We start from the raw sequence: 23,286 nt of genomic DNA, 5'->3' as shown, positions 1-23,286 counted from the left end.
CTAAATCAGCTTTCTGACCTGCGGTATATGTCTCCTTAAAAAAACAAGCTTCTACTCATAGCAATCACATTAACCGATATCAGTATTCACTACCGTGTGCCTGGTACCCAAACAACCACCTCCAAACACTCTCAAAACCCTAAAAATATACTCCCCCGAGTATGTTTACAAGCCCAATGTTTCTGCAGGGATTAAGGGTGTTTTATTAAAAACAGGGGGGAGTATGCAGAATTCAGGCTGTTCGTCTGCCGTTAAGGGGACGATTTAAGCGCTATTGAAGGATGCGTTCTTCCGCTATAAGCGCTCCATTTTCATCACGCGCAGTGTGCGTTCGCCGCGCGTTCGCCAAGAGCTGTACCGGTGCGAAGTTAGCACTGCGTTGTGTTGTGTTGGAAAAGCGCACGCCTGACGCAGTTATTGATTCATTCCTGATTATTTCCTTATGCTTTCCTGATGCCAGCCACCGCATAGTGCATTTCTGTTCATTGAATTTCGGGAATTGTATGAGTCAACATTCTGGCCGCGAAAGCATGGCTGCCTTAACGCTCGGTGCGTTGGGCGTGGTCTATGGCGATATCGGCACCAGCCCTTTGTACACCATGAAAGAGGTATTCAGCCCCGCGACGGGCGTGCCTTTGGATACCACGCATCTGATCGGTGCGGTGTCGGTCATCTTCTGGGGCCTGATGATGGTGGTGACGCTGAAGTATGTTCTGCTGATCTTACGCGCAGATAATCGCGGCGAAGGCGGCATCATGGCGCTCACCGCATTAGCAGCGAAAGCGGCTGGTGATACGGGGCAGCGACGTTTAATTCTGTTGCTGACCGGCGTATTCGGTGCGTCTTTATTTTATGGCGACAGTATTATCACTCCGGCGATTTCTGTACTGAGCGCGGTCGAGGGGTTAGAAGTAGTGTCGCTGGGATTCAAGCCCTATGTCTTGCCCATTTCCATCGCCGTACTGATTGCCTTATTCGCCGTACAGCGCTACGGCACAGCCGTGGTCGGCAAACTGTTTGGCCCTGTAATTGTGATCTGGTTTGCTGTGTTAGCCGTCGCGGGGATCAGTGAAATCATGTTGCAACCAGCGATTCTTGCTGCTTTGAATCCCTTGAACGCGATTCGTTTTTTAAGCTCGCAAGGCTGGCATATTTTTATCGTTATCGGTGCGATTGTGCTCGCTTTTACGGGCGCCGAAGCGCTGTATGCAGACATGGGGCACTTTGGAAAACGTCCTATCCAATTAGCCTGGACAGGCATGGTCTTACCTGCGTTGGCGATCAATTACATGGGCCAGGGCGCTTTGCTGATGCGCGATCCGTCGGCGATTGAAAACCCGTTTTTCCGCTTATTCCCAGAGCATCTGTTGATACCCGCCGTCGTGCTGGCAACGATCGCCACCGTCATCGCTTCGCAAGCGGTTATTTCAGGTGCGTATTCGATGACCAAGCAGGCGGTGCAGTTAGGGCTGCTGCCGCGCATGCAGGTGAATTTCACCTCGGCGAAAGAGATGGGGCAAATTTATATGCCCGGCGTTAACTGGTTGTTGCTCGTTGGCGTATTGCTTGCCGTTGTCGGCTTTGGCAGCTCTTCCGCGATGGCGGCCGCCTACGGGATTGCCGTGACGGTGACGATGATGATTACGACCATCTTAACTTTTTTCGTGATTCATCACGGCTGGAAAATGCCTTTCGCGCTGGCAGTCACTGCGACCGGCGTATTTTTAACCTTGGATGTTTTGCTGGTCGTCGCGTGTTCGCTGAAATTTTTGCAGGGTGGATGGTTTCCGCTGGCGATGGGCGTTGCGATTTTTCTGGTGATGGCGACCTGGAGACGTGGCCGCGAATTATTGATCGACAGCATACGCAAAGGTGATCCTGAGTTATTGCCTTTCGTGACCGCCTTATCCGGTGACAACACGCCGCGCGCATCGCGGACTGCGGTGTATGCAGTCGCGAACCCAGATACGGTGCCACAAGCCTTATTACATAATCTGAAGCACAATCAGGTGCTGCATGAACGCAATATTATTTTGACGGTGAAGTTTCATGATGTGCCGTGGGTGCCGTTTGAAGAACGGGTACAAGTCGAAGCCTTAGCTCCTGGGTTCTGGAAAGTGAAACTGAACTATGGCTTTAAAAATACGCCGGATATTCCGAAAGCGCTGGAGTTGTGCAAGGCACATGGCCTGACCTTGAATATGTTTGAAATTTCGTATTTCCTGAGCCGCGAAATCGTTGTGCCGACCAAAGGTACGGGGATGGCGCACTGGCGGGAAATTTTATTTGCACTGATGTCGCGTAACTCGCTGAGCGTCGTCGATTATTTCCATCTGCCGAATAATTGCGTGATCGAACTTGGTACCCGGGTGCAGATTTAAGTCAAAAAGTATTTTCAGCTAAATGCAGCCAGCCTTCGATGAACATGATGATGACTGGCTGCATTCCTATTTTCAGGATGCCGACGCGAGCGCAGCTTTAAGCAATACTGGCAATGCCGTGGTTGGGCGTGCGATCAGTTTGCTCAATTGATGGCTATCATCAAACAGACCCCCCTTCGACGCACCGACATCAGATTCGGCCAACAACACTGCCACCGGTTCAGGCAGACCCGCACTCAGCAAGGCATCTTTATAAGCGCTTTCCGGCAAATTCTGATAAGCCACTGCTTTAGCTGATTGCCGCGCGATTTCTTGCGCCAGCTCTTGCAGAGAATACGAATCATCACCTGCCAGCTCATAAATGCGCCCGGCCTGATTTTCGCTGGTCAGCACCACCGCAGCCGCTTCTGCGTAATCAGCGCGGGCAGCAGATGAAATGCGACCGTCTCCGGCACTTCCCAGCAAGACACCGTACTGTAAAGCCGCTGGCACGCTGGCGAGATAGTTCTCGGTATACCAGCCATTTCTTAACAGAACGACTGGCAAACCAGAAGCCTGCAGCAGTTGCTCGGTTTCCTTGTGTTCGGCAGCCAGCGGCAATGGGGAAGAATCTGCATGCAAAATACTGGTATAGGCAATCAGTTCAACACCGGCGTTTTTCGCCGCATCGATCACGGCTTTATGCTGAGATACGCGCTGCCCGATTTCACTGCTGGAGATGAGCAGTAATTTTTCACCCTTTTTGAAAGCGCCAGCAAGCGTTTCCGGGCGACTGTAATCGATCTGCCGCACCTGTACACCGCGCCCGGCCAAATCATTCACGCTGTCTGGCTTACGTACCGCCGCGACGATCTCACTGGCTGGAATTTTTTTTAATAAGGCTTCTATCACTAAACGACCAAGCTGGCCGGAAGCACCTGTGACGACTATCATGGTAAATCCCTTTGTAAATTGAGTAGGAACAGGCATAATAGCGCCTTAGCTAACTAAAAGTAAGTACGCACAAAAAGGTAAGTAAGAATGAAAATGAAAGCGGTCGAAATACCTTTTGCACCGAGCCTGGCAGACAGAATGCAGCGCGGCGATCTGTTCACCGAAAAATGTCCTTCCAGAGAGATTCTTAAACACGTCACCAGTCGTTGGGGCGTATTGCTTCTGGTGGCGCTGTTAAGTGGAACGCAACGCTTCAGCGATTTACGGCGCAAGGTGAATGGCATCAGTGAAAAAATGCTGGCGCAAACCTTGCAGTGGCTGGAATCTGATGGCTTCGTTGAGCGGATTTCTTATCCTGTCGTGCCGCCGCATGTGGAATACACACTGACGCAATCCGGTACCGAAATCGCAAAAAAAGTAGAAGCGCTGGCAGATTGGATAGAGTTGAACCTGCCGGAAATTATCGCGGCACAAATTCAGAAAAGTGAGCAATAAGCAAATCTGCTAGCTGCTCATACCAATCGCATTTTTCACTTCACTCAAAACGGGTCTGGCCTGAGTGCCCGCCCCGCTTGATTTGCGCGACGTCTGTCCGCCGATCTGGCACCAATTCACGCTCCGCAGTGAGTCCGCCGGGCAATTCAAGGCGCGTCTGAACACGCCTCCCTAAGGTCATAACGAAGTCATATTTAAGAACTATTCTCACGTTAAATATGTTTCCTCCATGCATTTTTCCTTTAAGAAAATCGTGCTCAAACTCCTCTCTCCCGCCATTCGTCTGACGCAAGGTTTTCGCATCGGGCATAAGGTCGCGTTCATCGCCGCGGCATTTTCTATTCCTCTCTTCATTGTTCTGACGCTGCTCTTCATCGAAATGCGGGCAGAGGTCAGCATTAGCAAAGAAAAGCAATTCGCCATACAGCAGATACACGGATATCAGGATCTGGAAACCCTGATACGGAAACAAAGGGCATTGCAGCATCTGCAGCTCAATGGCAATAAACAAGTTGCCGATGCAATCAGCTCAAATCAAAAGCAAATTGCCGATAGCCTGAAAAAGCCGGACGTTAGCGACGACATAAAAAAACGCTGGCAAGATCTGATTGGTCAGCAAGCGAGCTTAAAGTCTGCCGTCAGTTTCACCGAATACACAAAATTATCAGAGCGCTTGAATCAGCAGATTCAGGAGCGCGCTTATGCTTCCAAGCTCGCTCTCGACAGCGATTTCGTCACTCATGAACTGGCGAATATCTATCTGACCGGCATTCCCTCCATCGCAGAGAAAATCGCAGTGATGTCCGCCCGTGGCGCAGCATATATCGACACTGGCTTATTTGAAGGTGGCGAAGATGTGATGCTCAATTCGTTGCAACTGATGGCGAAATACGAGTTAGTGCAGTTGCGACAAAGAGTGGATTCACTGGAAAAAAGCAATCCCGATTATCAAACGGAATTCCGCTCGCTTAAAACAGCGATCGGCGTTTCGGAACAATATCTGGAAAGAGCCAAAGATGAAGTTCTGTCTTCAGTCAATCAAAGCTCAGGAAACGCATTTTTAAAAGCCGGCGATGAAACGCTGGTAAATCTGAACGCTGCGAGTAACACCGTATCCACGCTGATTGATCAGCGCCTGACGCGTCACGCGCAACAATTGAATCAGAAAATAGCCAAAATGTTTTCTGCACTCATGTTACTGGTGCTGATCGCCAGCTATTTTTTGCTCGGAATCTATTTCGCACTGTCGAGAGATATCAAAACACTGACTGAAAATATCGAAAAAACAGCATCGGGAGATTTAATTCAGATGCCTGAACGCAGCGGGCAAGATGAGCTGGCGCAATTGATTAACGCGGTCACAAAAATGAATCAGGGCTTGAGTCGCCTTGTGCAAAATATCCGTACTGGCGCTGAAAACGTCAACAACATTGCCCATCATATCCATAATGAAAATGCAGAGCTTGCCAATCGTACTGAAACGCAGGCTGGCTCTCTGCAACAAACAGCAACCTCCGTCGAGGAACTGACCAGCACAGTGAAAGAGAATGCGGGCAATCTGGCGCAGGCAAGCAGCCTCGCCAACACATCCGCAGAGCACGTGCAACAAGGCTTGCAGGTTATGGATAAGGCCATCGTATCGATGCAATCAGTCACATCCGGTACGCGCAAAATTGCGGAAATTATCGGTGTGATGGATGGCATTGCATTCCAGACCAATATCCTTGCGCTCAACGCGGCAGTTGAAGCAGCCAGAGCCGGACAGGAAGGGCGTGGCTTTGCAGTAGTCGCCAGTGAAGTCAGAAATCTCGCACAGCGCAGCGCGAATGCCGCCAAGGAAATCAAGTCCTTAATCAACACATCAAGCGAAGCAGTACAACACGGTAACAACATGATTGATTCGGCAGGAAAAACGATGCAGGAAATCGCCGAAAATATCGCTCAAGTGACCGATCTGATCCGGCATGTGGCAGATGTGAGCCGGGAACAAAGCATGGGTATTTCCAGCGTCAATGAAGCAATCGCTGCTATTGATGAAATCACGCAACACAATGTCAGCCTCGCAGATGAGGGAGCGAAATCAACCGCCAGCCTGGAGGACCAGGCATCAGCACTGATTGATGCAGTCAGTGTATTTAAAATCTACCAAAGCGACATTCATGTGGAACATGACGAACAAGGTCAATTGCTGAGATTAAAACAACAGAAAAGGAAAATTGAATTGAAAACGGCAGAAACTCAAACTGAATCTGCCGTAGTACGATTGCGTACAATCAAGAGGTAATAATAAGGAAGTAGAGCATCAGGAAGTAAAACATCCAAGGGCATTCACTCTGCCCTTGATGTTTATTGCGGGGTGAGCAGATTCAGTATGGAACGCAACTCATCACGGATGTAGTGCAAATCCACCGGAGTTTCCACCACTTCGTCAGTTTCCTGGATACGCCCGGCGGCACTGCCGAGTTTATTGCGGGCACCGTTGATCGTGAAGCCCTGTTCATACAAAAGTTCGCGGATACGTCGTATCAGAAGCACTTCATGATGCTGGTAATAACGACGGTTGCCCCGGCGTTTTACCGGCTTCAGTTGCGAAAATTCCTGCTCCCAATAACGCAAAACGTGTGGCTTAACGCCACACAATTCGCTTACTTCTCCAATCGTGAAATAACGCTTGGCCGGAATCGGTGGCAAGGTCACTGTTTCGATTTTAATTTCAGTCATGAGAATCTTTTAAGCAGCATGAGCCAATGGTTGACCGCTGATGTCATCCACCATACCCTTCAATTTCTGGCTGGCATGGAAGGTGACAACACGACGGGCAGTAATCGCAATTTCTTCGCCCGTCTTAGGATTGCGCCCGGGACGCTGTGGTTTGTCTCTTAACTGAAAATTACCGAAGCCAGACAACTTCACCGCTTCGCCACGTTCCAGTGCATCACGAATTTCATCGAAAAAGGTTTCCACCATATCTTTAGCTTCGCGCTTGTTGAGGCCGACCTGCTCAAACAACAGCTCGGCTAACTCAGCTTTAGTTAAAGTGGGTAACTCTTTTTCCGCTTGAGAACGCGCCCTGGCCTCCAGCATCGCACGATTTAAATCGGCATCCAGCACCGATTGAAATTCAGCGGAATTTACGTCATTCATTATCAAACTCATCTAGTCTATACGGGCGTAAGCCAATCATCTTAGCGCAGCTTGGCAGCAAACTTCAAGCCTGCGGCCTGAGTCAATGCGGTCATTGCGGCTTCAACCTTGTCATCTTGCAATGTAGCTTGAGTATCTTGTAAGCTAAAGCGGAAAGCAAGACTTTTCTCATCTGCCTCCAAGCCCTTACCACGATATTCATCAAACAAAACAATAGCTTGCACAATTTTACAGGCTTCGTTCCGGCCTATTTCAGCGCTAAACACATCGATCATCTCTTGCACGGAAACGGATTGTTTAACCACAAGAGCAAGATCACGCTTCACAGCCTGGAATTTCGATATTTCCTGATAAACCGGAACATTGACGGATTGCAAAGCTGCTGTATCAATTTCAAATACAACCGGCGCCAGCGGCAAATCGTATTTTTGTTGCAAGCGTGGATGCAGTTCACCGATAAAGCCAACAATCTTGCCGTCACATTCAATGCTGGCACTACGGCCCGGATGCAAGGCAACGTGTTCATTTTTGATGAAACGCACAACTTTTGGCGCAAACAAGGCCTCGACATCCGCTTTCACATCAAAGAAATCCACATTACGCGTTGCTACGCCCCATTGTTCTTCAGCGACGGGACCATAAGCGAGTCCAGTCAGATGCTTAGGCTGGCGATAACCCGCGACTTCCAACGGGCCATCCTGTACGGAAGCATCACGCAGATAAACAGCACCGATTTCAAAAACACGGATACGGCTGACTTTACGATTCAGGTTATAGCGGGCATTCGCTACCAGGCTGCCGATCAGATTGGTGCGCATCACACTCATCTGGCTGGCGATAGGATTCAATAACTTCACAGGCTGATCGTTACCGGCAAAGTCTTTTTCCCAGGCTTCTTCAACGAAGCTGTAGTTAACCACTTCCTGATAATCCATATCAGCGACCAGAGAGCGCAAATCAAACAGCGAGCGTTGATTTTCCGGCGCGATCAGCATGGCGTTCGCGGCAACCGGAGGTAAAGCCGGAATATTCTCAAAACCGTAAACGCGCGCGACTTCCTCAATCAGATCTTCTTCGATTTCGATATCGAAACGATAGGACGGCGGCGTCACCAGGAATTCACCTGTCTGCTGCGTAAATTGCAATCCCAGACGTTTGAAAATATCGGCGATGACCTCATCAGTCAACGGCACGCCGATGACTTTTTGTGCCCGTGCGGTACGTAATTTCACCGGCAAACGTTGCGGCAAATTAATAATCTGATCATCAACCGGACCCAGTTTTACCTGTTCACGGCCACCACAAATCTCAACGATCAAAGCACTGATACGTTCGATATGTTCGACGATATTTTCAAAATCGACGCCACGTTCAAAGCGATGTCCGGCATCGGTAGAGAAATTAAAACGACGGCCCCTGCCCTGGATTGCCTGTGGCCACCAGAAAGCAGCTTCGAGGTAAATGTTTTGCGTATCCAGAGAAACAGCGGTCGAATCGCCACCCATGATGCCGGCCAGAGATTCGATTTCTTTTTCATCCGCAATCACGCCGACCCATTCATCGACCTCAACTGTATTGCCATTCAGCAGCTTCAGTGATTCACCTGCTTTACCCCAGCGCACATTGAGGCCGCCATGGATTTTATCGAGATCAAAAACATGCGATGGACGCCCCAGTTCAAGCATCACATAATTGGAAATATCAACAAGCGCAGAGATAGGGCGCTGTCCGCTGCGCTCAAGGCGTTGTTTCATCCAGTCTGGGGTCGGTGCTTTCGCATTGACGCCACGAATCACGCGACCGCAGAAACGGCCACACAGATCAGACGCGGAAACTTTCACCGGCAACACTTCCTGCAAGGATGGCGCAATGACATCCGTCACAGGCATCTGCAAAGGCGTTCCAGTCAGGGCAGACACTTCTCTTGCAACACCTAAGACGGATAAGCAGTCAGCCTTGTTCGGGGTGAGCTTGATTGTGAACTTCAGATCATTCAACTCATAGTAATCACGGAAATTCTGGCCCACTGGCGCGTCTGACGGCAATTCCATCAAGCCGCCATGGTCTTCGGACAATTTCAATTCGCGTGCAGAACACAACATGCCTTGCGATTCAACGCCGCGCAACTTGCCTACCTTAATCACGAACGGCTTACCGTCAGCCCCCGGAGGCAAAACCGCGCCAGCCGTTGCACAAGGTACACGCATGCCAACGCGGACATTCGGCGCTCCGCAAACGATATTCAACAATGTGCCGGTGCCGACATCAACCTGGCACACATTTAAACGATCAGCATCGGGATGCTTGACGATTTCACGAATCTCCGCAACCACGACATTGTTGAAAGGAGGAGCAACAGGCTCCACTTCTTCGACTTCCAAACCTGACATAGTCAACAGATGAGACAACTCATCCGAAGTCATCTTCGGATTGACCATGGTGCGGAGCCAGTTTTCAGAAAATTGCATAATTCAGCCGTCTATTGTTAGATGCTTGAGCTCAGATTGCTCAAAAAAGTTAGTTGAATTGCTTCAGGAAGCGCAAGTCGCCCTCATAGAACAAGCGCAGATCGTTGACGCCGTAACGCAACATGGTAAGGCGTTCTAGGCCAGAACCAAACGCAAAGCCTATGTATTTTTCAGGATCGAGTCCCATGTTCCGGATCACAGCAGGATGCACCTGACCAGAACCCGATACTTCCAGCCAGCGACCTTTTAAAGGCCCGCTACCGAAAGCGATATCAATTTCGGCTGATGGCTCGGTAAATGGAAAATAGGAAGGTCGGAAGCGCACCTGCAAATCGTCTGTTTCAAAAAACGCTTTTACAAAATTCAGATAGACACCTTTCAGATCCGCGAAGCTGATATCTTCGGCAATCCATAAGCCCTCAACCTGATGGAACATCGGGGAGTGTGTCGCATCGCTGTCGACACGATAAGTGCGGCCAGGTGCAATAATTTTGATTGGTGGTTTGCTCATGCGCGCATATCGCACCTGCATAGGGCTGGTATGCGTACGCAGCAGCAATTGCTTACCCTGACTATCCTTACCATCAATATAGAAAGTGTCCTGCATAGAGCGGGCAGGATGATTTTCAGGACTATTTAAAGCAGTAAAATTGGTCCAGTCGGTTTCGATCTCAGGGCCGTCAGCGACGTCAAAACCAATTGAACGGAAAATTTCTTCAACTCGCTTCCAGGTGCGCATAACAGGATGAATGCCACCGATACCACGGCCACGCCCGGGCAGTGTCACGTCAATCGCTTCGGCATTTAAACGCGTCTGCAATTGCGCGTCTGCTAAAGCATCGCGACGCTCAGTTAAAGCATTTTCGATTTTGACTTTAGCAGCATTAATCACCGCGCCCTGCACTTTGCGCTCATCCGGAGACAATTTCCCCAGACTCTTCATCTGTTCGGTAATCTGGCCACTTTTGCCCAGGTACAATGCCTTAGCATTTTCGAGTGCTGCGGCATCCGGTGCCGCGAGAAAATCAGCACATGCCTGGCTGACGATTTGATCTAATGGGTTCATGCGTTGTTCCCGCTTACTGTGAAGCTGAAATAATGAGCTGAAAACAAAACGGGGCATAGGATTCAACCTCTGCCCCGCTTGATATAGCGATGTTTAACACATCGCAACGACTACAAATTACTTTGATTACGCAGCCAGGTTGGCTTTAACTTGATTAACAATCGCAGCAAACGCTGGTTTGTCCATCACAGCCATGTCAGCCAGTACTTTACGGTCGAGTTCAATGGAGGCTTTTTTCAAGCCGTTCATGAACACGCTGTAAGTCATACCGTGTTGACGGGTTGCTGCGTTAATACGAGTGATCCACAATGCGCGGAATACGCGTTTTTTATTGCGGCGATCGCGGTATGCGTATTGACCTGCACGCATAACTGCTTGCTTAGCAATACGGAATACTTTACTACGACGACCACGGTAACCTTTAGCAAGGTTCAGAACTTTCTTATGACGGGCACGAGCGGTAACCCCACGTTTTACTCTAGGCATAATAACTCCTTAAAATAGTGAGTATGAGGTTAAGCGGTAGGCATCATGCGCATGACTGATGTCACGTCGGACGCATTGATGTTACGTGTACCACGTAATTGACGTTTGTTCTTTGTGGTCTTTTTAGTCAAGATATGGCGCTTGAAAGCGTGACCACTCTTTACTGTTCCACCTGGACGTACACGAAAGCGCTTCTTAGCAGAGCTCTTTGTTTTCATTTTTGGCATAACACTATCTGTCGTTGACGACAGCTCCGGTTTTATATGATGGTAGGTGGCAGCAATAAACGCTACTCTTGGATGCCTACTTCTCACTTATTGTGATCTGTTCCTGACGAAACAGATCTATCGTAATACCCGTACCAAACAAGTACTACAAAATACTTATTTCTTTTTCTTAGGTGCCAGAATCATGACCATCTGACGCCCTTCCATTTTTGGAAACTGCTCTACCTGACCGTAAGGCTCTAAATCAAGCTTCAGGCGCTCAAGCACACGCATACCGATTTCCTGATGCGCCATTTCACGACCGCGAAAACGCAAAGTAATCTTTGTTTTATCGCCGTCATCCAGAAACTTGACCAGATTACGCAGCTTGATGTTGTAATCACCATCATCTGTACCAGGACGGAACTTCACTTCTTTCACCAAAATGACTTTTTGTTTCAGTTTGGCTTCATGAGCTTTTTTCTGTTCCTGGTATTTAAACTTGCCGTAATCCATCAAACGACAAACAGGAGGTTGGGCAGTGGGTGCAATTTCCACCAAATCCACATTAGCCTCTTCGGCCAAACGGAATGCCTCACTCAGTTTAACGATACCCAGAGGTTCATTATCAACGCCGGACAAGCGCACTTCAAGCGCGGTAACTTCCCCGTTGATACGATGTGTTCTTTCGGTAGCTATTGCAGTTTCCTTTAAAAAATTAAATCTTTACCGTGCCAATCTCGCTTACAGCAAGATTGCGGACTGATCTGTTAAACCTTAGTGTCTGCTTCGTTTTTTAAACGAGCTATGAAGGCATCAAGAGGCATTACCCCCAGATCCAGATTGCCACGCGTACGCACAGCGACTGTGTTTGCATCTCGTTCTTTATCGCCTATTACTACTATGTAAGGCATTTTTTGAATAGAGTGCTCGCGTATTTTATAGGTAATTTTCTCATTACGCAAATCCGTGTTAACTCTAAACCCTTGTTTCTTCAGGATTTCAGCAACAGATTTTGCGTATTCCGCTTGCGACTCCGAGATATTTAACACGGAAACTTGCACTGGAGACAACCACAAAGGCAAAGCGCCGGCATGGTTTTCAATCAAAATTCCGATGAAGCGCTCCATGGAGCCAACAATAGCGCGATGCAGCATTACCGGCACTTTGCGACTGTTATCATCAGCCACATATTCAGCACCCAGGCGACCCGGCATAAAAAAGTCGACCTGCATAGTACCGACTTGCCAAGGGCGACCCAAACTATCCTTCAGGTGGTATTCGATTTTCGGACCGTAAAATGCGCCCTCACCCGGCAACTCTTCCCACTCAGTCACACCGCAAGCGCGCAAGCCAGCGCGCAGCGTTTCTTCAGCGGTATCCCAGACTTCGTCACTGCCAATGCGATTTTCTGGCCGCAAGGCGAGTTTGATTGCAATATTTTTAAAGCCAAAGTCATCATAGACCTTCATTGCCTGAGGGTGAAAAGCAATTACCTCATCCTGAATTTGCGCCTCTGTACAGAAAATATGTCCATCATCCTGAGTAAAGCCGCGCACACGCATAATTCCGTGCAAAGCACCGGACGGCTCGTTGCGATGACACTGACCGAATTCACCGAACCGCAATGGCAGATCGCGATAACTCTTCATTCCAGAATTGAAAATCTGCACATGTCCAGGGCAATTCATCGGCTTCAGCGCATAAGAGCGATTTTCCGACTCTGTGATAAACATATTGTCTTTATAGTTATCCCAGTGCCCGGTTTTACCCCACAGACTACTGTCGAGAATCTGCGGACCTTTCACTTCCTGGTAACCACAATCCTGATAAACCTTGCGCATGTATTGCTCTACTTGCTGCCAGATAGTCCAGCCTTTTGCATGCCAGAACACCAGGCCCGGAGCCTCATCCTGAAAATGGAATAAATCCAGTGACTTACCCAGCTTGCGATGATCGCGCTTTTCAGCCTCTTCCAGCATGTGCAGGTATTGCTCCTGATCTTCTTTTTTTGCAAAGGCAGTACCGTAAATACGCTGCAACATTTCATTCTTAGAATCGCCACGCCAGTAAGCACCTGCAAGCTTCATCAATTTAAAAACTTTCAGCTTGCCAGTGGATGGCACGTGCGGCCCACGACACAAATCAGTAAAAGTACCCTCGGTGTAAAGAGAGACATCCTGATCAACAGGAATCGACTCAATGATTTCTGCCTTATACGCTTCACCGATCGATTTAAAGTAAGCAACGGCCTCATCTCGCGGCAACACCTTGCGGACAACTTGCTCATCTTTTTTAGCGAGCTCAGTCATTTTCTTTTCTATCGCGAGCAAATCGTCAGGAGTAAATGGACGCTTATAAGAAAAGTCGTAATAAAACCCGTTTTCGATCACAGGACCAATTGTCACCTGCGCATCGGGAAATAATTCTTTTACCGCATAAGCCAGCAAATGCGCTGTCGAATGACGAATCACATCCAATCCATCCGCATCTTTGTCGGTCACAATTGCCAACTCAGCATCTCGCTCAATCAGGAATGAGGTATCCACCAATACGCCATCAACTCTGCCAGCGAGCGCCGCCTTTGCCAGGCCAGCACCAATACTGGCAGCAACTTGCGCCACGGTTACAGGCGCATCAAATTGACGTTGCGAACCATCAGGAAGTTTTACTGAGACCATGTCACTCTCCATAGTGGCAGAAGTTTGCCGAAATTTGCGATTAGAAAATAAAGACGAAAAAAAAGCACGGCTAGCCGTGCTTTTTCAAATTTGATACAGACGAAAAAGATCCTCGACTAGAGTCGCTCCCAAACCATTTGCGTGGTAGTTCGCGGTGTCATAACCAGGATGCCTTTCTCGCTCTTATCTAAAAATACTTATATTTCTTAAATTCATTGGTAGACACGATTGGACTCGAACCAACGACCCCTACCATGTCAAGGTAGTGCTCTAACCAGCTGAGCTACGCGTCTAAAGAAACCGAAGTATAGCAGAGACCCGCGAACAATTACTAGCCCTGAACCGAACTTTTTCTAAGAACCGGACAAGTACTTGTATTTTTCCCCGTATGTATTCCAGCGCCAGCAGCAACACTTTGAGGCCAACCGCATTCGCCCCCCCCGCTTGCATTATTGCCTCCGAACCTCAAGCACTCCACTCACTTCACGTATTGTCGTCAATGCTTTTTGTAATTGCGAAGTGCCGCCGATTTCAGCAGTAAACGACATCCGGGCCTGCGATTTTGCACTCTGTGTATTTACGCCAACCACATTAATTTTTTCCTTAGAAAAAACCTCAGAAATATCGCGCAACAATCCCTGCCTGTCCTGCGCCAATACAAAAATATCGACAGGATAAACCGTATCCTTACCGTGCTCACCCCAAGTCGTCTGTATCACCCGCTCGGGTGCTTTATTACGCATTTCTGCGAAGTTTTTGCAGGTAAGCCGGTGAATGGAAACGCCCTTACCTCGGGTGACAAACCCAACGATATCGTCCGGCGGTGCGGGCTTACAACAACGCGCCAACTGCGTCATCAATCCATCTGTTCCAACAACCAGCACACCAGATTTCGCACCTTGCGTAACACTTGATGCACGACTCTTATTGGTGATATTCAGATCATCAGGTATTTCGACCGGGCTATCCCTGAGCACGGTTTCTATCTGCCTGAGACTGAATTCTTCTTTACCGACAGATAGCAACAAATCATCCAATGCGGCAAAGCCCAGCTTCCGCGCCAACTCCTCAAGATTAACGGCAGTCTTACCTTCACGCTGCAACGTTTTTTCGACCAGGGCCCGCCCCGATGCCAGGGTTTCCTGCTGATCAATAACATTAAACCACGCACGAATTTTGCTACGGGTACGAGTACTGACCGAATACTCAGAATGGAGCCAGTCTCTCGATGGGCCAGACTGCGCAGATCCTGCCTTCAGCGTAATGATTTCAACGGTCTGCCCATTCTGCAAACGAGTGTTTAACGGCACCATAACACCATCGACTCGGGCACCGCGACAACGATGACCGACGTCTGTATGCAACTGATAAGCAAAATCAACCGGTGTCGCCTCTCGCGGCAATTCGATCACTCTTGCCTGCGGCGTCAGAACATAAATCCGCTCATCCAGACTTGCAGACTTCAGCTTTTCCACCCACTCTCTTTGTATGTCTTCGTGCTCAACAACCGCATCAGCAACCTCACTTTTCCAGGCAAGTAACTGTCGTAGCCAGGCAATTTTTTCGTCATATTCTTGTGCCGTGAAGTTAGAGCCGCCACTCTCTTTATAACGCCAATGCGCAGCGACTCCATATTCCGCGAACTGGTGCATTTCTTTCGTACGAATCTGTACCTCAAGTGGCCGGCCATCCTCAACAACAACGACTGTATGCAGAGATTTATAACCATTCGATTTTGGACGAGAAATGTAATCGTCAAATTCTTTAGGAATCGGCACCCAGACGTTGTGCACAAGTCCAAGTACGGTATAACAATCCTTAATATCATCAACAACGACCCGGAACGCACGCACATCATAGAGTTCGTCAAAATTAACTGACTTACCCTTCATCTTTTTCCAGATACTGTAAATGTGCTTAGGACGGCCAGACACCTCGCCTTTGATACCTGCGTTTTTCAATTCAGAGGTTAAACGTGCCAATGCCGTTGCAACAAAACTCTCGCGCTCCACACGCTTTTCTTCCAGCATTTTGGCTATGCGCTTGTATTGTGCAGGCTCGAGAAAGCGGAAAGATAAATCCTCAAGCTCCCACTTCAGTTGCCAGACGCCCAGCCTGTTTGCCAACGGCGCATACAGGTTCATCGTCTCGCTGGCATATTGCTGTGTAGCGCTGTCTTCGCGCTTGCACTCGGCAAAATAGCGCAAAGTAGTGACCCTCGACGCCAACCTGATCAACACCACTCGCATATCGGTTGCCATTGCCAACATCATTTTGCGCAACGTTTCCATCTGCGCTGCAGCTTTCTCGGCCGCATCCTTGCCATGACCGACATCATGATGGGTTAACGCGGTCTCCCGGAGTTTCATCAGACGCCGGATGCCGCTGACCAGATCTGCAATCTCTTGTCCGTAGCGGACTTCGATTTGCTCGGCCGCGATCGGGCTTAATTCAGGCAATTCGAACAATAAAGCAGCAATACGTGAGTCTATATCAGTGCGCAACATCGCCAGTGTGGAAGCCACTCCACGCACAAACTGCAATGCATTCTGTCCGGTAATTACGTCTTTTTCCGCATAAAACGGCGTAACAAATTCGAGTGCAGAAATAAGTCTATCTTTCTCTGCTTCTGACAGACCTTCCAACAACTGAGATTCTGATGCGGCAACTGATGTCGATACCATACAATTCTTTATTTTTGCGCTGCTGTTACAACGATTTCTATCAACCAATCAGGATTGGCAAGTCGGGCTTCTACGGTCGCACGTGGCGGTGAATTATTTTCTGCAACCCACTCATCCCAGACAGTATTCATCTCGCCAATTTGACTGATGTCAGTCAAAAAAATCTGACAAGAGAGTATCCGAGATTTATCACTCCCTGCCTCCGACAACAGGCGATCGACATGACCGAGTACCTCTTTAGTCTGGCCAGCAATGCCCTGACTCACATCTTCCGGGATCTGCCCCGCCAGATAAACAATGCCGTTACATATCGCCACTTCAGATAAGCGCTTACCAACGTGCAATCTCTTTATTTCCATCATTCACTCTATTTTTCATTTAACAAAAAATCACGCACCAGTTTGATTTGCTCTTCACTGACAAAAGTTGGGGCATGCCCGACGTGGGGCACTTCTATCAACTGCGCACATGGGCCGCGCTTCGTCATTGCAAGCGCAGTATCTGCTGTCAGCAAATCAGATTCAGCACCGCGCACCAGTAAGGTTTCGCAACGAATCGCATCATAAGCAGCCCAAAGCATCGCCTGCCCTGCAGCGATCATTTCCGGCGTCGTCGCCTTAAACACTTCCGCCAATGACAGATCATAATGCTTGCGCCAATGACCATCGGAAGTCTGGCGCAAGACATCATGTACCAATTTACTCCACTGAGCCTCAGTATGCTCACCAAATGAAAGCGAAATCGTCTTAATGTACGCGGCAGCCTCTTCGAAAGTACGGAACTGTAAATCCTCACCAATGTAAGTGCCGATTCGTAATAAAGCCTCAGGATTGAGCGCCGGCCCCACATCATTCAAGATCAGCTTACGTATCGGGTTACCTTCCAACGAAGCAATTCCCATTCCTATCAGCCCGCCCATCGAGGTACCGAGCCAATCGACAGTTGTTGCCTGCAAACGGGCCAGCAAGGTCACCATGTCACTGACGTATTGCGGCAACTGATAGTGCAAGGGATTGCGCAGTCGGCCAGAATAGCCGCGACCGACAACATCTGGACAGACAACCCGGTAATGCGAAGACAAAGATAGCGCGACAGCATCAAAATCGTCGGCAACCCGCGTCACACCATGCACGCAGATCAGTACATCGGCATTAGCAGGATCCCCCCACTCTTTGTAGGACATGGTATGCAGCCCCGATGGAGACAAGCATTGAACGGTATTGCGCCTTGGCTGCATGAGGCATTCCTCTGAGATAGTATTTTTACTACTGCTAGTAACTCACATTTTACCGATCGTTACGCTTAAAATCATTCACATTCGCTTTGTTACGCATGCTTTTTTATATAACTAATGTCAGGAGTCAACATGCAAGCATCTTTTTTACGTGGAAAAACAGCACTGGTAACGGGCTCAACTTCAGGAATCGGCTTGGGTATCGCGCATTCTCTCGCTGCCGCGGGCGCAAACATTGTATTTAACGGCTTTGGTGATCCAAATGAGATTCAGGCAATTCAGAAAGCCACTGAAGAAAAATTCAGCGTCAAAACGGCTTATCACAATGCCGATATGAGTAAAGCCAGCGAGATTACCGCCTTGATGGCATTTGCCAGCACAACATTTGGTGGTGTCGACATACTGGTGAATAATGCCGGCATTCAATATGTCGCCAACATTGAAGATTTTCCGGTCGAAAAATGGGATGCCATTATTGCGATTAATCTGACCTCCTGCTTCCATACGACAAGGCTGGCATTACCGTATATGAAGAAAAAAAACTGGGGGCGCATCATTAACCTGGCGTCGGTGCACGGGTTGGTCGCGTCAGCACAGAAGTCTGCGTATGTTGCCGCTAAACATGGCTTGATCGGGCTAACAAAAACAACGGCGCTCGAAAACGCGCAAACGGGAATTACCTGTAACGCGATTTGCCCGGGATGGGTACTGACGCCATTAGTACAAAAACAGGTTGATGCCCGCGCCGAGCGAGACAACATCAGCAATGAAGTGGCAAAAAAAGCGCTGCTCGCGGAAAAGCAGCCGTCAGGAGAATTCGTGACTCCGGAACAACTGGGGGCTCTGGCAGTGTTTTTCTGCAGCGATGCAGGAAGTCAGATCAGAGGTGTCGCCTGGAACATGGATGGTGGATGGGTGGCGCAATAACAAAGTATTTTTGCGACATATTAAATAAAAAGAAAAAGCCGCTATTTCAAAATAGCGGCTTTTTCAGTTTTACATGTTCGGATAATTCGGTCCACCACCGCCCTCAGGGGTGACCCACACGATGTTTTGCGTCGGATCTTTAATATCACAAGTCTTACAATGAACACAGTTTTGTGAATTGATCTGCAAGCGATCCTTACCATCATCTGTCTTCGTAAATTCGTAGACTCCTGCTGGGCAGTAACGCGCTTCTGGCCCCGCATATTTCGCCAGATTCACGTCAACCGGAACGTTACTATTTTTCAAAGTCAGATGGATAGGTTGATCTTCTGCATGATTCGTGTTGGAGATAAACACAGAAGATAAGCGATCAAAAGTCAGCTTGCCATCCGGCTTCGGATAATTGATTGGCTGAAACTCAGAAGCTGGACGCAAACACTCGTGATCGGCATGCGTATGTCTCAAGGTCCACGGTGCTTTGCCACCAAAAACGACCTGATCAATTCCGACCATTAATGTGCCGAGTACCAAGCCTTTACTCATGGATGGTTTGAAATTACGTGCTTTATGCAATTCCTCATGCAACCAAGATGCCTCAAAAGCTGCACTGTATGCAGTCACTTCATCGTATTGGCGATTTTCACCTAAAGCATCAAACACCGCATTTGCAGCTAACATCCCTGTCTTGATCGCAGCGTGACTACCTTTGATGCGGCTGGCGTTCAGGAAACCGGCATCACAACCGATTAATGCACCGCCTGGAAAAGTCAGCTTAGGCAATGACTGCAAGCCACCCGCTGTAATCGCACGCGCACCGTACGCAATCCGCTTGCCCCCTTCAAAGAACTGACGGATTTCCGGATGCGTTTTATAACGCTGAAATTCTTCGTACGGCGAGAGATATGGATTTTCATATCCAAGCCCAACCACATAACCGACTGCGACCTGGTTATTTTCCAGGTGATACAGGAAAGAACCACCATAGGTAGCGTTATCCAGCGGCCATCCAGCCGTGTGAATTACCAGACCCGGCTTATGCTTAGCCGGGTCAATTTCCCACAATTCTTTAATACCGATACCATAAGTCTGAGGGTCTTTACCTGCATCCAGCGCATATTTTGCGATCAGTTGTTTACCAAGATGTCCACGTGCACCTTCAGCAAACAAAGTATATTTTGCATGCAACTCCATACCAAGCTGGAATGCCGGACCTGGTTCACCTTCACGATTTACGCCCATATTGCCGGTCGCAACTCCTTTTACCGAGCCATCGTCGTTATACAGGATTTCTGCAGCCGGAAAGCCCGGGAAAATCTCAACACCCAATGCTTCAGCCTGCTGCCCAAGCCAACGCACGACGTTGGCCAGCGAAATTACATAGTTTCCATGATTTTGGAAACAGGCAGGCAACATCCAGTTTGGTGTTTTATAAGCCTTGGTTTCAGATAAAAATAAAAAACGGTCTTCAGTCACTTCCGTATTCAGAGGGGCGCCAAGCTCTTTCCAGTCAGGAAAAAGCTCACTCAGCGCCTCTGGATCCATTACCGCCCCGGAAAGAATATGCGCACCAAGCTCGCCGCCTTTTTCCAGCACGCATACGGAAACTTCATTTCCTTTTTCCACTGAGAGTTGCTTGAGTTTGATCGCAGCAGACAAGCCTGCAGGACCGCCGCCGACAATAACGACATCGTACTCCATCGCATCGCGGGGACCGTACTGTTCAAGAATGTTTTGGGTCATGACTGTAATCGCTTTAAAATATTTTTCGAACGAACGTGCTAAATTAATCAACGCATGTTAGCTGTTGATCTGCCATTGCGCAAGCAGCCGATTAGATGAAGACATCCATTGCGAAAAGCTGGTACTGAGTGTTGGCGAAAGATAATTATCGCAGAGCAGTGTTTAGCATGCATCAATTAAAGCGATGAATCTCTACGAACTATCAATGAAAAGACGGGGCGTGCTAAATTCTGGGTAACACAGAAAGACGCTGTATGTCATGATAGTGCATTAAACAGAATACTGAGTTTATCCAAATTTTTGCAGGAGATACTGATGGGAATAGAAATTAATTTTGAAGGAAAAGTTGCACTGATTACCGGTGCATCGAGTGGCCTAGGTGCTCGCTTTGCGAAAGTGCTGGCAAAAGCTGGCGCACAGGTGGTACTTGCCTCACGACGCGTTGACAGACTGAAAGAATTACGCGCAGAAATTGAAGCCGATGGTGGTGCAGCCCACGTCGTTGCGCTGGATGTGACAGACTATGCGAGCATCAAATCAGCGATAGCCCATGCTGAAACGGAAGCTGGCCCTATCGATATTCTGATCAATAACTCAGGTGTATCAACGACGCAACGTCTGGTCGACGTTACCCCCGACGATTACAACTATGTAATGGACACCAATCAACGAGGTTCATTCTTTGTTGCGCAGGAAACAGCAAAACGGATGATCGCCAGATATAAAGGCGATCAAAGAAAACAACACCGCATTATCAACATCGCCTCAGTCGCGGGTCTGCGCGTGTTGCCACAAATTGGTATCTATTGCATGAGCAAAGCCGCCGTCATACATATGACGAAAGCAATGGCAGTCGAATGGGGTAAATACGGCATCAACGTCAATGCGATTTGCCCCGGATATATTTCAACAGAAATCAATCAGGAATATTTCGATACCGAGCAAGGACAGAAACTGATAGAAATGCTGCCCCGCAAGCGTGTAGGCACACCAGAAGACCTTGATGGTCTGTTGTTATTGTTGGCAGCAGAAGAATCCCGCTTCCTGAACGGCGCAATCGTAACGGCAGATGATGGAATGAGTGTGCAGTAACTGATTTCATTGATCTCGTGTGAGTAAGGTCAACACCCCTAACTCATACGAGTCAAAAAGTAAGCATTCATTCTTCACCGGCGAGACTTTTGGCGGCAATTCCGGTAATCAGTCTCTACATTCAAGCGATCTACAAATCATCAGCCTGTCAGATTTCAGAGTGCATTTCGTTTGATAAAAAACGATGGACAATTCTGTTACTGACAGATGAATAACCTCACTACCTTCGCCAGCATCCCAAGTTATTCAAATCGCCAGTATCAGCTAAGCACCTGCTTTACACTCGACTACCGACGAACAGATCAACGCATAATTCCCAGTAGCTTGTGCACAAGCTCGCTTGATGTTGCTGCAGAAAATTTCTTCATCAGCTTCGCTCTGTGCATTTCAACGGTTCTTGGACTTAATGAAATCTGTCTGGCGATCAATTTACTGGTCTTACCCTCGACTAGCAGGGCTGCAATCTCCCTCTCTCTCGGCGTGAGCTCAGCGCTCACGGGGCGCTTTGCGCTCAGGTCTTCAAATGTCCATATACCGGCCGCGTGCGGCTCATTTTTTCGCAACCCTCGTCCCGTAACATGGCACCAGAATAACTCTTGATTCGCCCTTTTCATGATGCGCTCATCAGAATAGGAGCCCTTCGCATTCATGATAGGCGTGATGCGAGCGCCCGTACGCTCGAACTCATCAGGGCTTGGATACAGTATCTGGAAAGATTGCCCGATCAGATCTTCTTTTTTATAGTTAAACATCTGCGCCAGATCGTCATTACAGGCATAAATAATACGGTTCTGAGAGACACACATTCCTATCGGTGCTTGTTGGAAAATAACTTCAAAATCAATAGTGTGCATCTCTATCATATGGCTGTTCTTGTGCAGATGGATAAGGTAAATTTATTCAGGTAGTTTTACGGTATTGCGGAGTATAGCTCAGCATCTTATGCTGAGCCCTATTCTGAAAAAAGTAATGCGCTATCAACCGATATTCGTGTTGCTGCGAAAAAAACAAACAAGTATTTCCCTGAATATCTATGAGGAGACGACGATGAATAAGGAATACCCAGACGCAAAGGCCGCGTTGGCTAATGTGGTCAAAGATGGGCAGACAATAGCGGTCGGTGGTTTTGGTTTATGTGGAATACCTGAAGCTTTGATTGCTGCGTTGCGTGACTCCGGTGTCAAAGAATTGACGGCCATTTCTAATAATGCCGGCGTAGATGGTTTTGGGCTGGGCCAATTATTGACGACACGTCAGATCAAAAAAATGGTTTCTTCCTATGTCGGTGAAAATAAAGAATTCGAACGTCAGTATCTGGCTGGCGAATTGGAATTGGAATTCACGCCACAAGGAACACTGGCAGAAAAACTTCGCGCCGGTGGTGCTGGCATTCCAGCATTTTTCACGAAAACAGGTGTAGGTACTATCGTCGCAGAAGGTAAGGAAATTCGCGAATTTGATGGTCAGAAATATGTCATGGAAAAAGCCCTGGTCGCCGATGTCTCGCTGGTAAAAGCGTGGAAAGCAGATAAGGCGGGAAATTTGGTCTATCGGAAAACGGCACGTAATTTCAATCCCAATGTGGCTATGGCAGGAAAAGTCACTATTGCAGAAGTTGAAGTGCTGGTAGAAACAGGTGATCTCGATCCGGATGAAATTCATACCCCCGGTATTTTCGTGCATCGCATCGTCGTCAATACACAACCCGAAAAACGTATTGAGCAACGCACTGTGCGTCCGACTAAATAA

At 48.3% G+C, this 23,286-nt stretch carries 19 protein-coding genes, 1 tRNA gene and 1 pseudogene; 6 read left to right on the top strand and 15 right to left on the bottom strand.

The window, feature by feature from the left end:
• The first annotated feature begins 503 nt into the window (after positions 1–503).
• Positions 504–2,381: a potassium transporter Kup gene (locus H8K26_RS12570; RefSeq protein ID WP_190479933.1), complete on the top strand. Its 1,878-nt coding sequence runs from the start codon at positions 504–506 to the stop codon at positions 2,379–2,381.
• A gap of 72 nt (positions 2,382–2,453) precedes the next feature.
• Here H8K26_RS12570 and H8K26_RS12565 read toward each other — a convergent pair whose 3' ends face one another.
• Positions 2,454–3,314 (bottom strand): SDR family oxidoreductase, encoded by an 861-nt coding sequence (locus H8K26_RS12565; protein ID WP_190479930.1) that lies wholly within the window; start codon positions 3,312–3,314, stop codon positions 2,454–2,456.
• An 87-nt stretch (positions 3,315–3,401) separates the two neighbouring features.
• Here H8K26_RS12565 and H8K26_RS12560 point away from each other — a divergent pair, with 87 nt between their 5' ends.
• A complete protein-coding gene (locus H8K26_RS12560) occupies positions 3,402–3,809 on the top strand; it encodes a winged helix-turn-helix transcriptional regulator (protein ID WP_223827006.1) in 408 nt (135 codons plus the stop codon).
• 1,633 nt (positions 3,810–5,442) lie between these two features.
• Positions 5,443–5,793: pseudogene (locus H8K26_RS18040) on the top strand (methyl-accepting chemotaxis protein); the annotation flags it as partial.
• A gap of 362 nt (positions 5,794–6,155) precedes the next feature.
• Here H8K26_RS18040 and H8K26_RS12550 read toward each other — a convergent pair.
• The 12 genes from H8K26_RS12550 to H8K26_RS12495 all read right to left on the bottom strand — a co-directional run bounded on the left by H8K26_RS12550 (position 6,156) and on the right by H8K26_RS12495 (position 17,727).
• Positions 6,156–6,530 carry a MerR family transcriptional regulator gene (locus H8K26_RS12550; protein ID WP_186897953.1) on the bottom strand — a complete coding sequence of 125 codons (375 nt, stop codon included), beginning with the start codon at positions 6,528–6,530 and terminating at the stop codon, positions 6,156–6,158.
• A gap of 9 nt (positions 6,531–6,539) precedes the next feature.
• Positions 6,540–6,953 carry an integration host factor subunit alpha gene (locus tag H8K26_RS12545; protein ID WP_186885145.1) on the bottom strand — a complete coding sequence of 138 codons (414 nt, stop codon included), beginning with the start codon at positions 6,951–6,953 and terminating at the stop codon, positions 6,540–6,542.
• Between the two features lie 41 nt (positions 6,954–6,994).
• The gene (gene pheT, locus H8K26_RS12540; protein ID WP_190479926.1) at positions 6,995–9,421 is read right to left on the bottom strand and encodes a phenylalanine--tRNA ligase subunit beta; all 2,427 of its coding nucleotides are present in this window, start codon (positions 9,419–9,421) and stop codon (positions 6,995–6,997) included.
• A gap of 49 nt (positions 9,422–9,470) precedes the next feature.
• The gene (pheS, locus tag H8K26_RS12535) at positions 9,471–10,487 is read right to left on the bottom strand and encodes a phenylalanine--tRNA ligase subunit alpha (RefSeq protein ID WP_186885143.1); all 1,017 of its coding nucleotides are present in this window, start codon (positions 10,485–10,487) and stop codon (positions 9,471–9,473) included.
• A 126-nt stretch (positions 10,488–10,613) separates the two neighbouring features.
• Complete coding sequence (gene rplT / locus H8K26_RS12530; RefSeq protein WP_186885142.1) at positions 10,614–10,973, bottom strand: 50S ribosomal protein L20; 360 nt, start codon at positions 10,971–10,973, stop codon at positions 10,614–10,616.
• A gap of 29 nt (positions 10,974–11,002) precedes the next feature.
• Positions 11,003–11,200 (bottom strand): 50S ribosomal protein L35, encoded by a 198-nt coding sequence (gene rpmI / locus H8K26_RS12525; RefSeq protein ID WP_038493025.1) that lies wholly within the window; start codon positions 11,198–11,200, stop codon positions 11,003–11,005.
• Positions 11,201–11,356: 156 nt separating this feature from the next.
• A complete protein-coding gene (infC, locus tag H8K26_RS12520) occupies positions 11,357–11,878 on the bottom strand; it encodes a translation initiation factor IF-3 (RefSeq protein ID WP_186885293.1) in 522 nt (173 codons plus the stop codon).
• Positions 11,879–11,949: 71 nt separating this feature from the next.
• Entirely contained in the window at positions 11,950–13,860 is a 1,911-nt protein-coding gene (thrS, locus tag H8K26_RS12515; RefSeq protein ID WP_186897950.1) for a threonine--tRNA ligase, read from the bottom strand.
• Positions 13,861–14,076: 216 nt separating this feature from the next.
• Positions 14,077–14,153, bottom strand: a tRNA-Val gene (locus H8K26_RS12510).
• 156 nt (positions 14,154–14,309) lie between these two features.
• Positions 14,310–16,544: a RelA/SpoT family protein gene (locus H8K26_RS12505; RefSeq protein WP_190479924.1), complete on the bottom strand. Its 2,235-nt coding sequence runs from the start codon at positions 16,542–16,544 to the stop codon at positions 14,310–14,312.
• Positions 16,545–16,552: 8 nt separating this feature from the next.
• Positions 16,553–16,903 (bottom strand): RidA family protein, encoded by a 351-nt coding sequence (locus H8K26_RS12500; protein ID WP_186885139.1) that lies wholly within the window; start codon positions 16,901–16,903, stop codon positions 16,553–16,555.
• An 8-nt stretch (positions 16,904–16,911) separates the two neighbouring features.
• The gene (locus tag H8K26_RS12495) at positions 16,912–17,727 is read right to left on the bottom strand and encodes an alpha/beta fold hydrolase (protein ID WP_190479922.1); all 816 of its coding nucleotides are present in this window, start codon (positions 17,725–17,727) and stop codon (positions 16,912–16,914) included.
• Positions 17,728–17,910: 183 nt separating this feature from the next.
• Here H8K26_RS12495 and H8K26_RS12490 point away from each other — a divergent pair, with 183 nt between their 5' ends.
• The gene (locus H8K26_RS12490; RefSeq protein WP_190479920.1) at positions 17,911–18,705 is read left to right on the top strand and encodes a 3-hydroxybutyrate dehydrogenase; all 795 of its coding nucleotides are present in this window, start codon (positions 17,911–17,913) and stop codon (positions 18,703–18,705) included.
• A 69-nt stretch (positions 18,706–18,774) separates the two neighbouring features.
• Here the strand turns inward: H8K26_RS12490 and H8K26_RS12485 are convergent, their stop codons facing one another.
• On the bottom strand, positions 18,775–20,403 hold the full coding sequence (locus H8K26_RS12485; RefSeq protein WP_190480147.1) for an electron transfer flavoprotein-ubiquinone oxidoreductase: 1,629 nt from the start codon (positions 20,401–20,403) through the stop codon (positions 18,775–18,777).
• Positions 20,404–20,760: 357 nt separating this feature from the next.
• Between H8K26_RS12485 and H8K26_RS12480 the strand changes: the two genes are divergently transcribed.
• A complete protein-coding gene (locus tag H8K26_RS12480) occupies positions 20,761–21,537 on the top strand; it encodes an SDR family oxidoreductase (protein WP_186885136.1) in 777 nt (258 codons plus the stop codon).
• 302 nt (positions 21,538–21,839) lie between these two features.
• On the opposite strand, the gene H8K26_RS12475 is transcribed toward H8K26_RS12480, so the two are convergent.
• Entirely contained in the window at positions 21,840–22,400 is a 561-nt protein-coding gene (locus tag H8K26_RS12475) for a LuxR C-terminal-related transcriptional regulator (RefSeq protein WP_186885135.1), read from the bottom strand.
• Between the two features lie 184 nt (positions 22,401–22,584).
• Between H8K26_RS12475 and H8K26_RS12470 the strand changes: the two genes are divergently transcribed.
• Entirely contained in the window at positions 22,585–23,286 is a 702-nt protein-coding gene (locus tag H8K26_RS12470) for a CoA transferase subunit A (protein ID WP_186885134.1), read from the top strand.

The sequence above is a fragment of the Cognatundibacterium aquatile genome (assembly GCF_014699135.1).
Taxonomy (GTDB): domain Bacteria; phylum Pseudomonadota; class Gammaproteobacteria; order Burkholderiales; family Burkholderiaceae_D; genus Undibacterium; species Undibacterium aquatile.
The sequence above is the reverse complement of the archived record's forward strand: the minus strand, read 5'-3'. Positions and strand labels throughout refer to the sequence as shown.

What these genes read in the sequence shown, in the direction of transcription:
- H8K26_RS12560 (WP_223827006.1), top strand. Translation starts at nt 3,402, where the DNA reads ATGAAAATGAAAGCGGTCGAAATACCTTTTGCACCGAGCCTGGCAGAC.
- H8K26_RS12480 (WP_186885136.1), top strand. Translation starts at nt 20,761, where the DNA reads ATGGGAATAGAAATTAATTTTGAAGGAAAAGTTGCACTGATTACCGGT.
- H8K26_RS12505 (WP_190479924.1), bottom strand. Translation starts at nt 16,544, where the DNA reads ATGGTATCGACATCAGTTGCCGCATCAGAATCTCAGTTGTTGGAAGGT.
- pheS (WP_186885143.1), bottom strand. Translation starts at nt 10,487, where the DNA reads ATGAACCCATTAGATCAAATCGTCAGCCAGGCATGTGCTGATTTTCTC.
- thrS (WP_186897950.1), bottom strand. Translation starts at nt 13,860, where the DNA reads ATGGTCTCAGTAAAACTTCCTGATGGTTCGCAACGTCAATTTGATGCG.
- H8K26_RS12495 (WP_190479922.1), bottom strand. Translation starts at nt 17,727, where the DNA reads ATGTCCTACAAAGAGTGGGGGGATCCTGCTAATGCCGATGTACTGATC.
- H8K26_RS12500 (WP_186885139.1), bottom strand. Translation starts at nt 16,903, where the DNA reads ATGGAAATAAAGAGATTGCACGTTGGTAAGCGCTTATCTGAAGTGGCG.
- rplT (WP_186885142.1), bottom strand. Translation starts at nt 10,973, where the DNA reads ATGCCTAGAGTAAAACGTGGGGTTACCGCTCGTGCCCGTCATAAGAAA.
- H8K26_RS12545 (WP_186885145.1), bottom strand. Translation starts at nt 6,953, where the DNA reads ATGAATGACGTAAATTCCGCTGAATTTCAATCGGTGCTGGATGCCGAT.
- H8K26_RS12475 (WP_186885135.1), bottom strand. Translation starts at nt 22,400, where the DNA reads ATGATAGAGATGCACACTATTGATTTTGAAGTTATTTTCCAACAAGCA.
- H8K26_RS12565 (WP_190479930.1), bottom strand. Translation starts at nt 3,314, where the DNA reads ATGATAGTCGTCACAGGTGCTTCCGGCCAGCTTGGTCGTTTAGTGATA.
- H8K26_RS12570 (WP_190479933.1), top strand. Translation starts at nt 504, where the DNA reads ATGAGTCAACATTCTGGCCGCGAAAGCATGGCTGCCTTAACGCTCGGT.
- H8K26_RS12550 (WP_186897953.1), bottom strand. Translation starts at nt 6,530, where the DNA reads ATGACTGAAATTAAAATCGAAACAGTGACCTTGCCACCGATTCCGGCC.
- pheT (WP_190479926.1), bottom strand. Translation starts at nt 9,421, where the DNA reads ATGCAATTTTCTGAAAACTGGCTCCGCACCATGGTCAATCCGAAGATG.
- H8K26_RS12490 (WP_190479920.1), top strand. Translation starts at nt 17,911, where the DNA reads ATGCAAGCATCTTTTTTACGTGGAAAAACAGCACTGGTAACGGGCTCA.
- rpmI (WP_038493025.1), bottom strand. Translation starts at nt 11,200, where the DNA reads ATGCCAAAAATGAAAACAAAGAGCTCTGCTAAGAAGCGCTTTCGTGTA.
- H8K26_RS12470 (WP_186885134.1), top strand. Translation starts at nt 22,585, where the DNA reads ATGAATAAGGAATACCCAGACGCAAAGGCCGCGTTGGCTAATGTGGTC.
- H8K26_RS12485 (WP_190480147.1), bottom strand. Translation starts at nt 20,403, where the DNA reads ATGGAGTACGATGTCGTTATTGTCGGCGGCGGTCCTGCAGGCTTGTCT.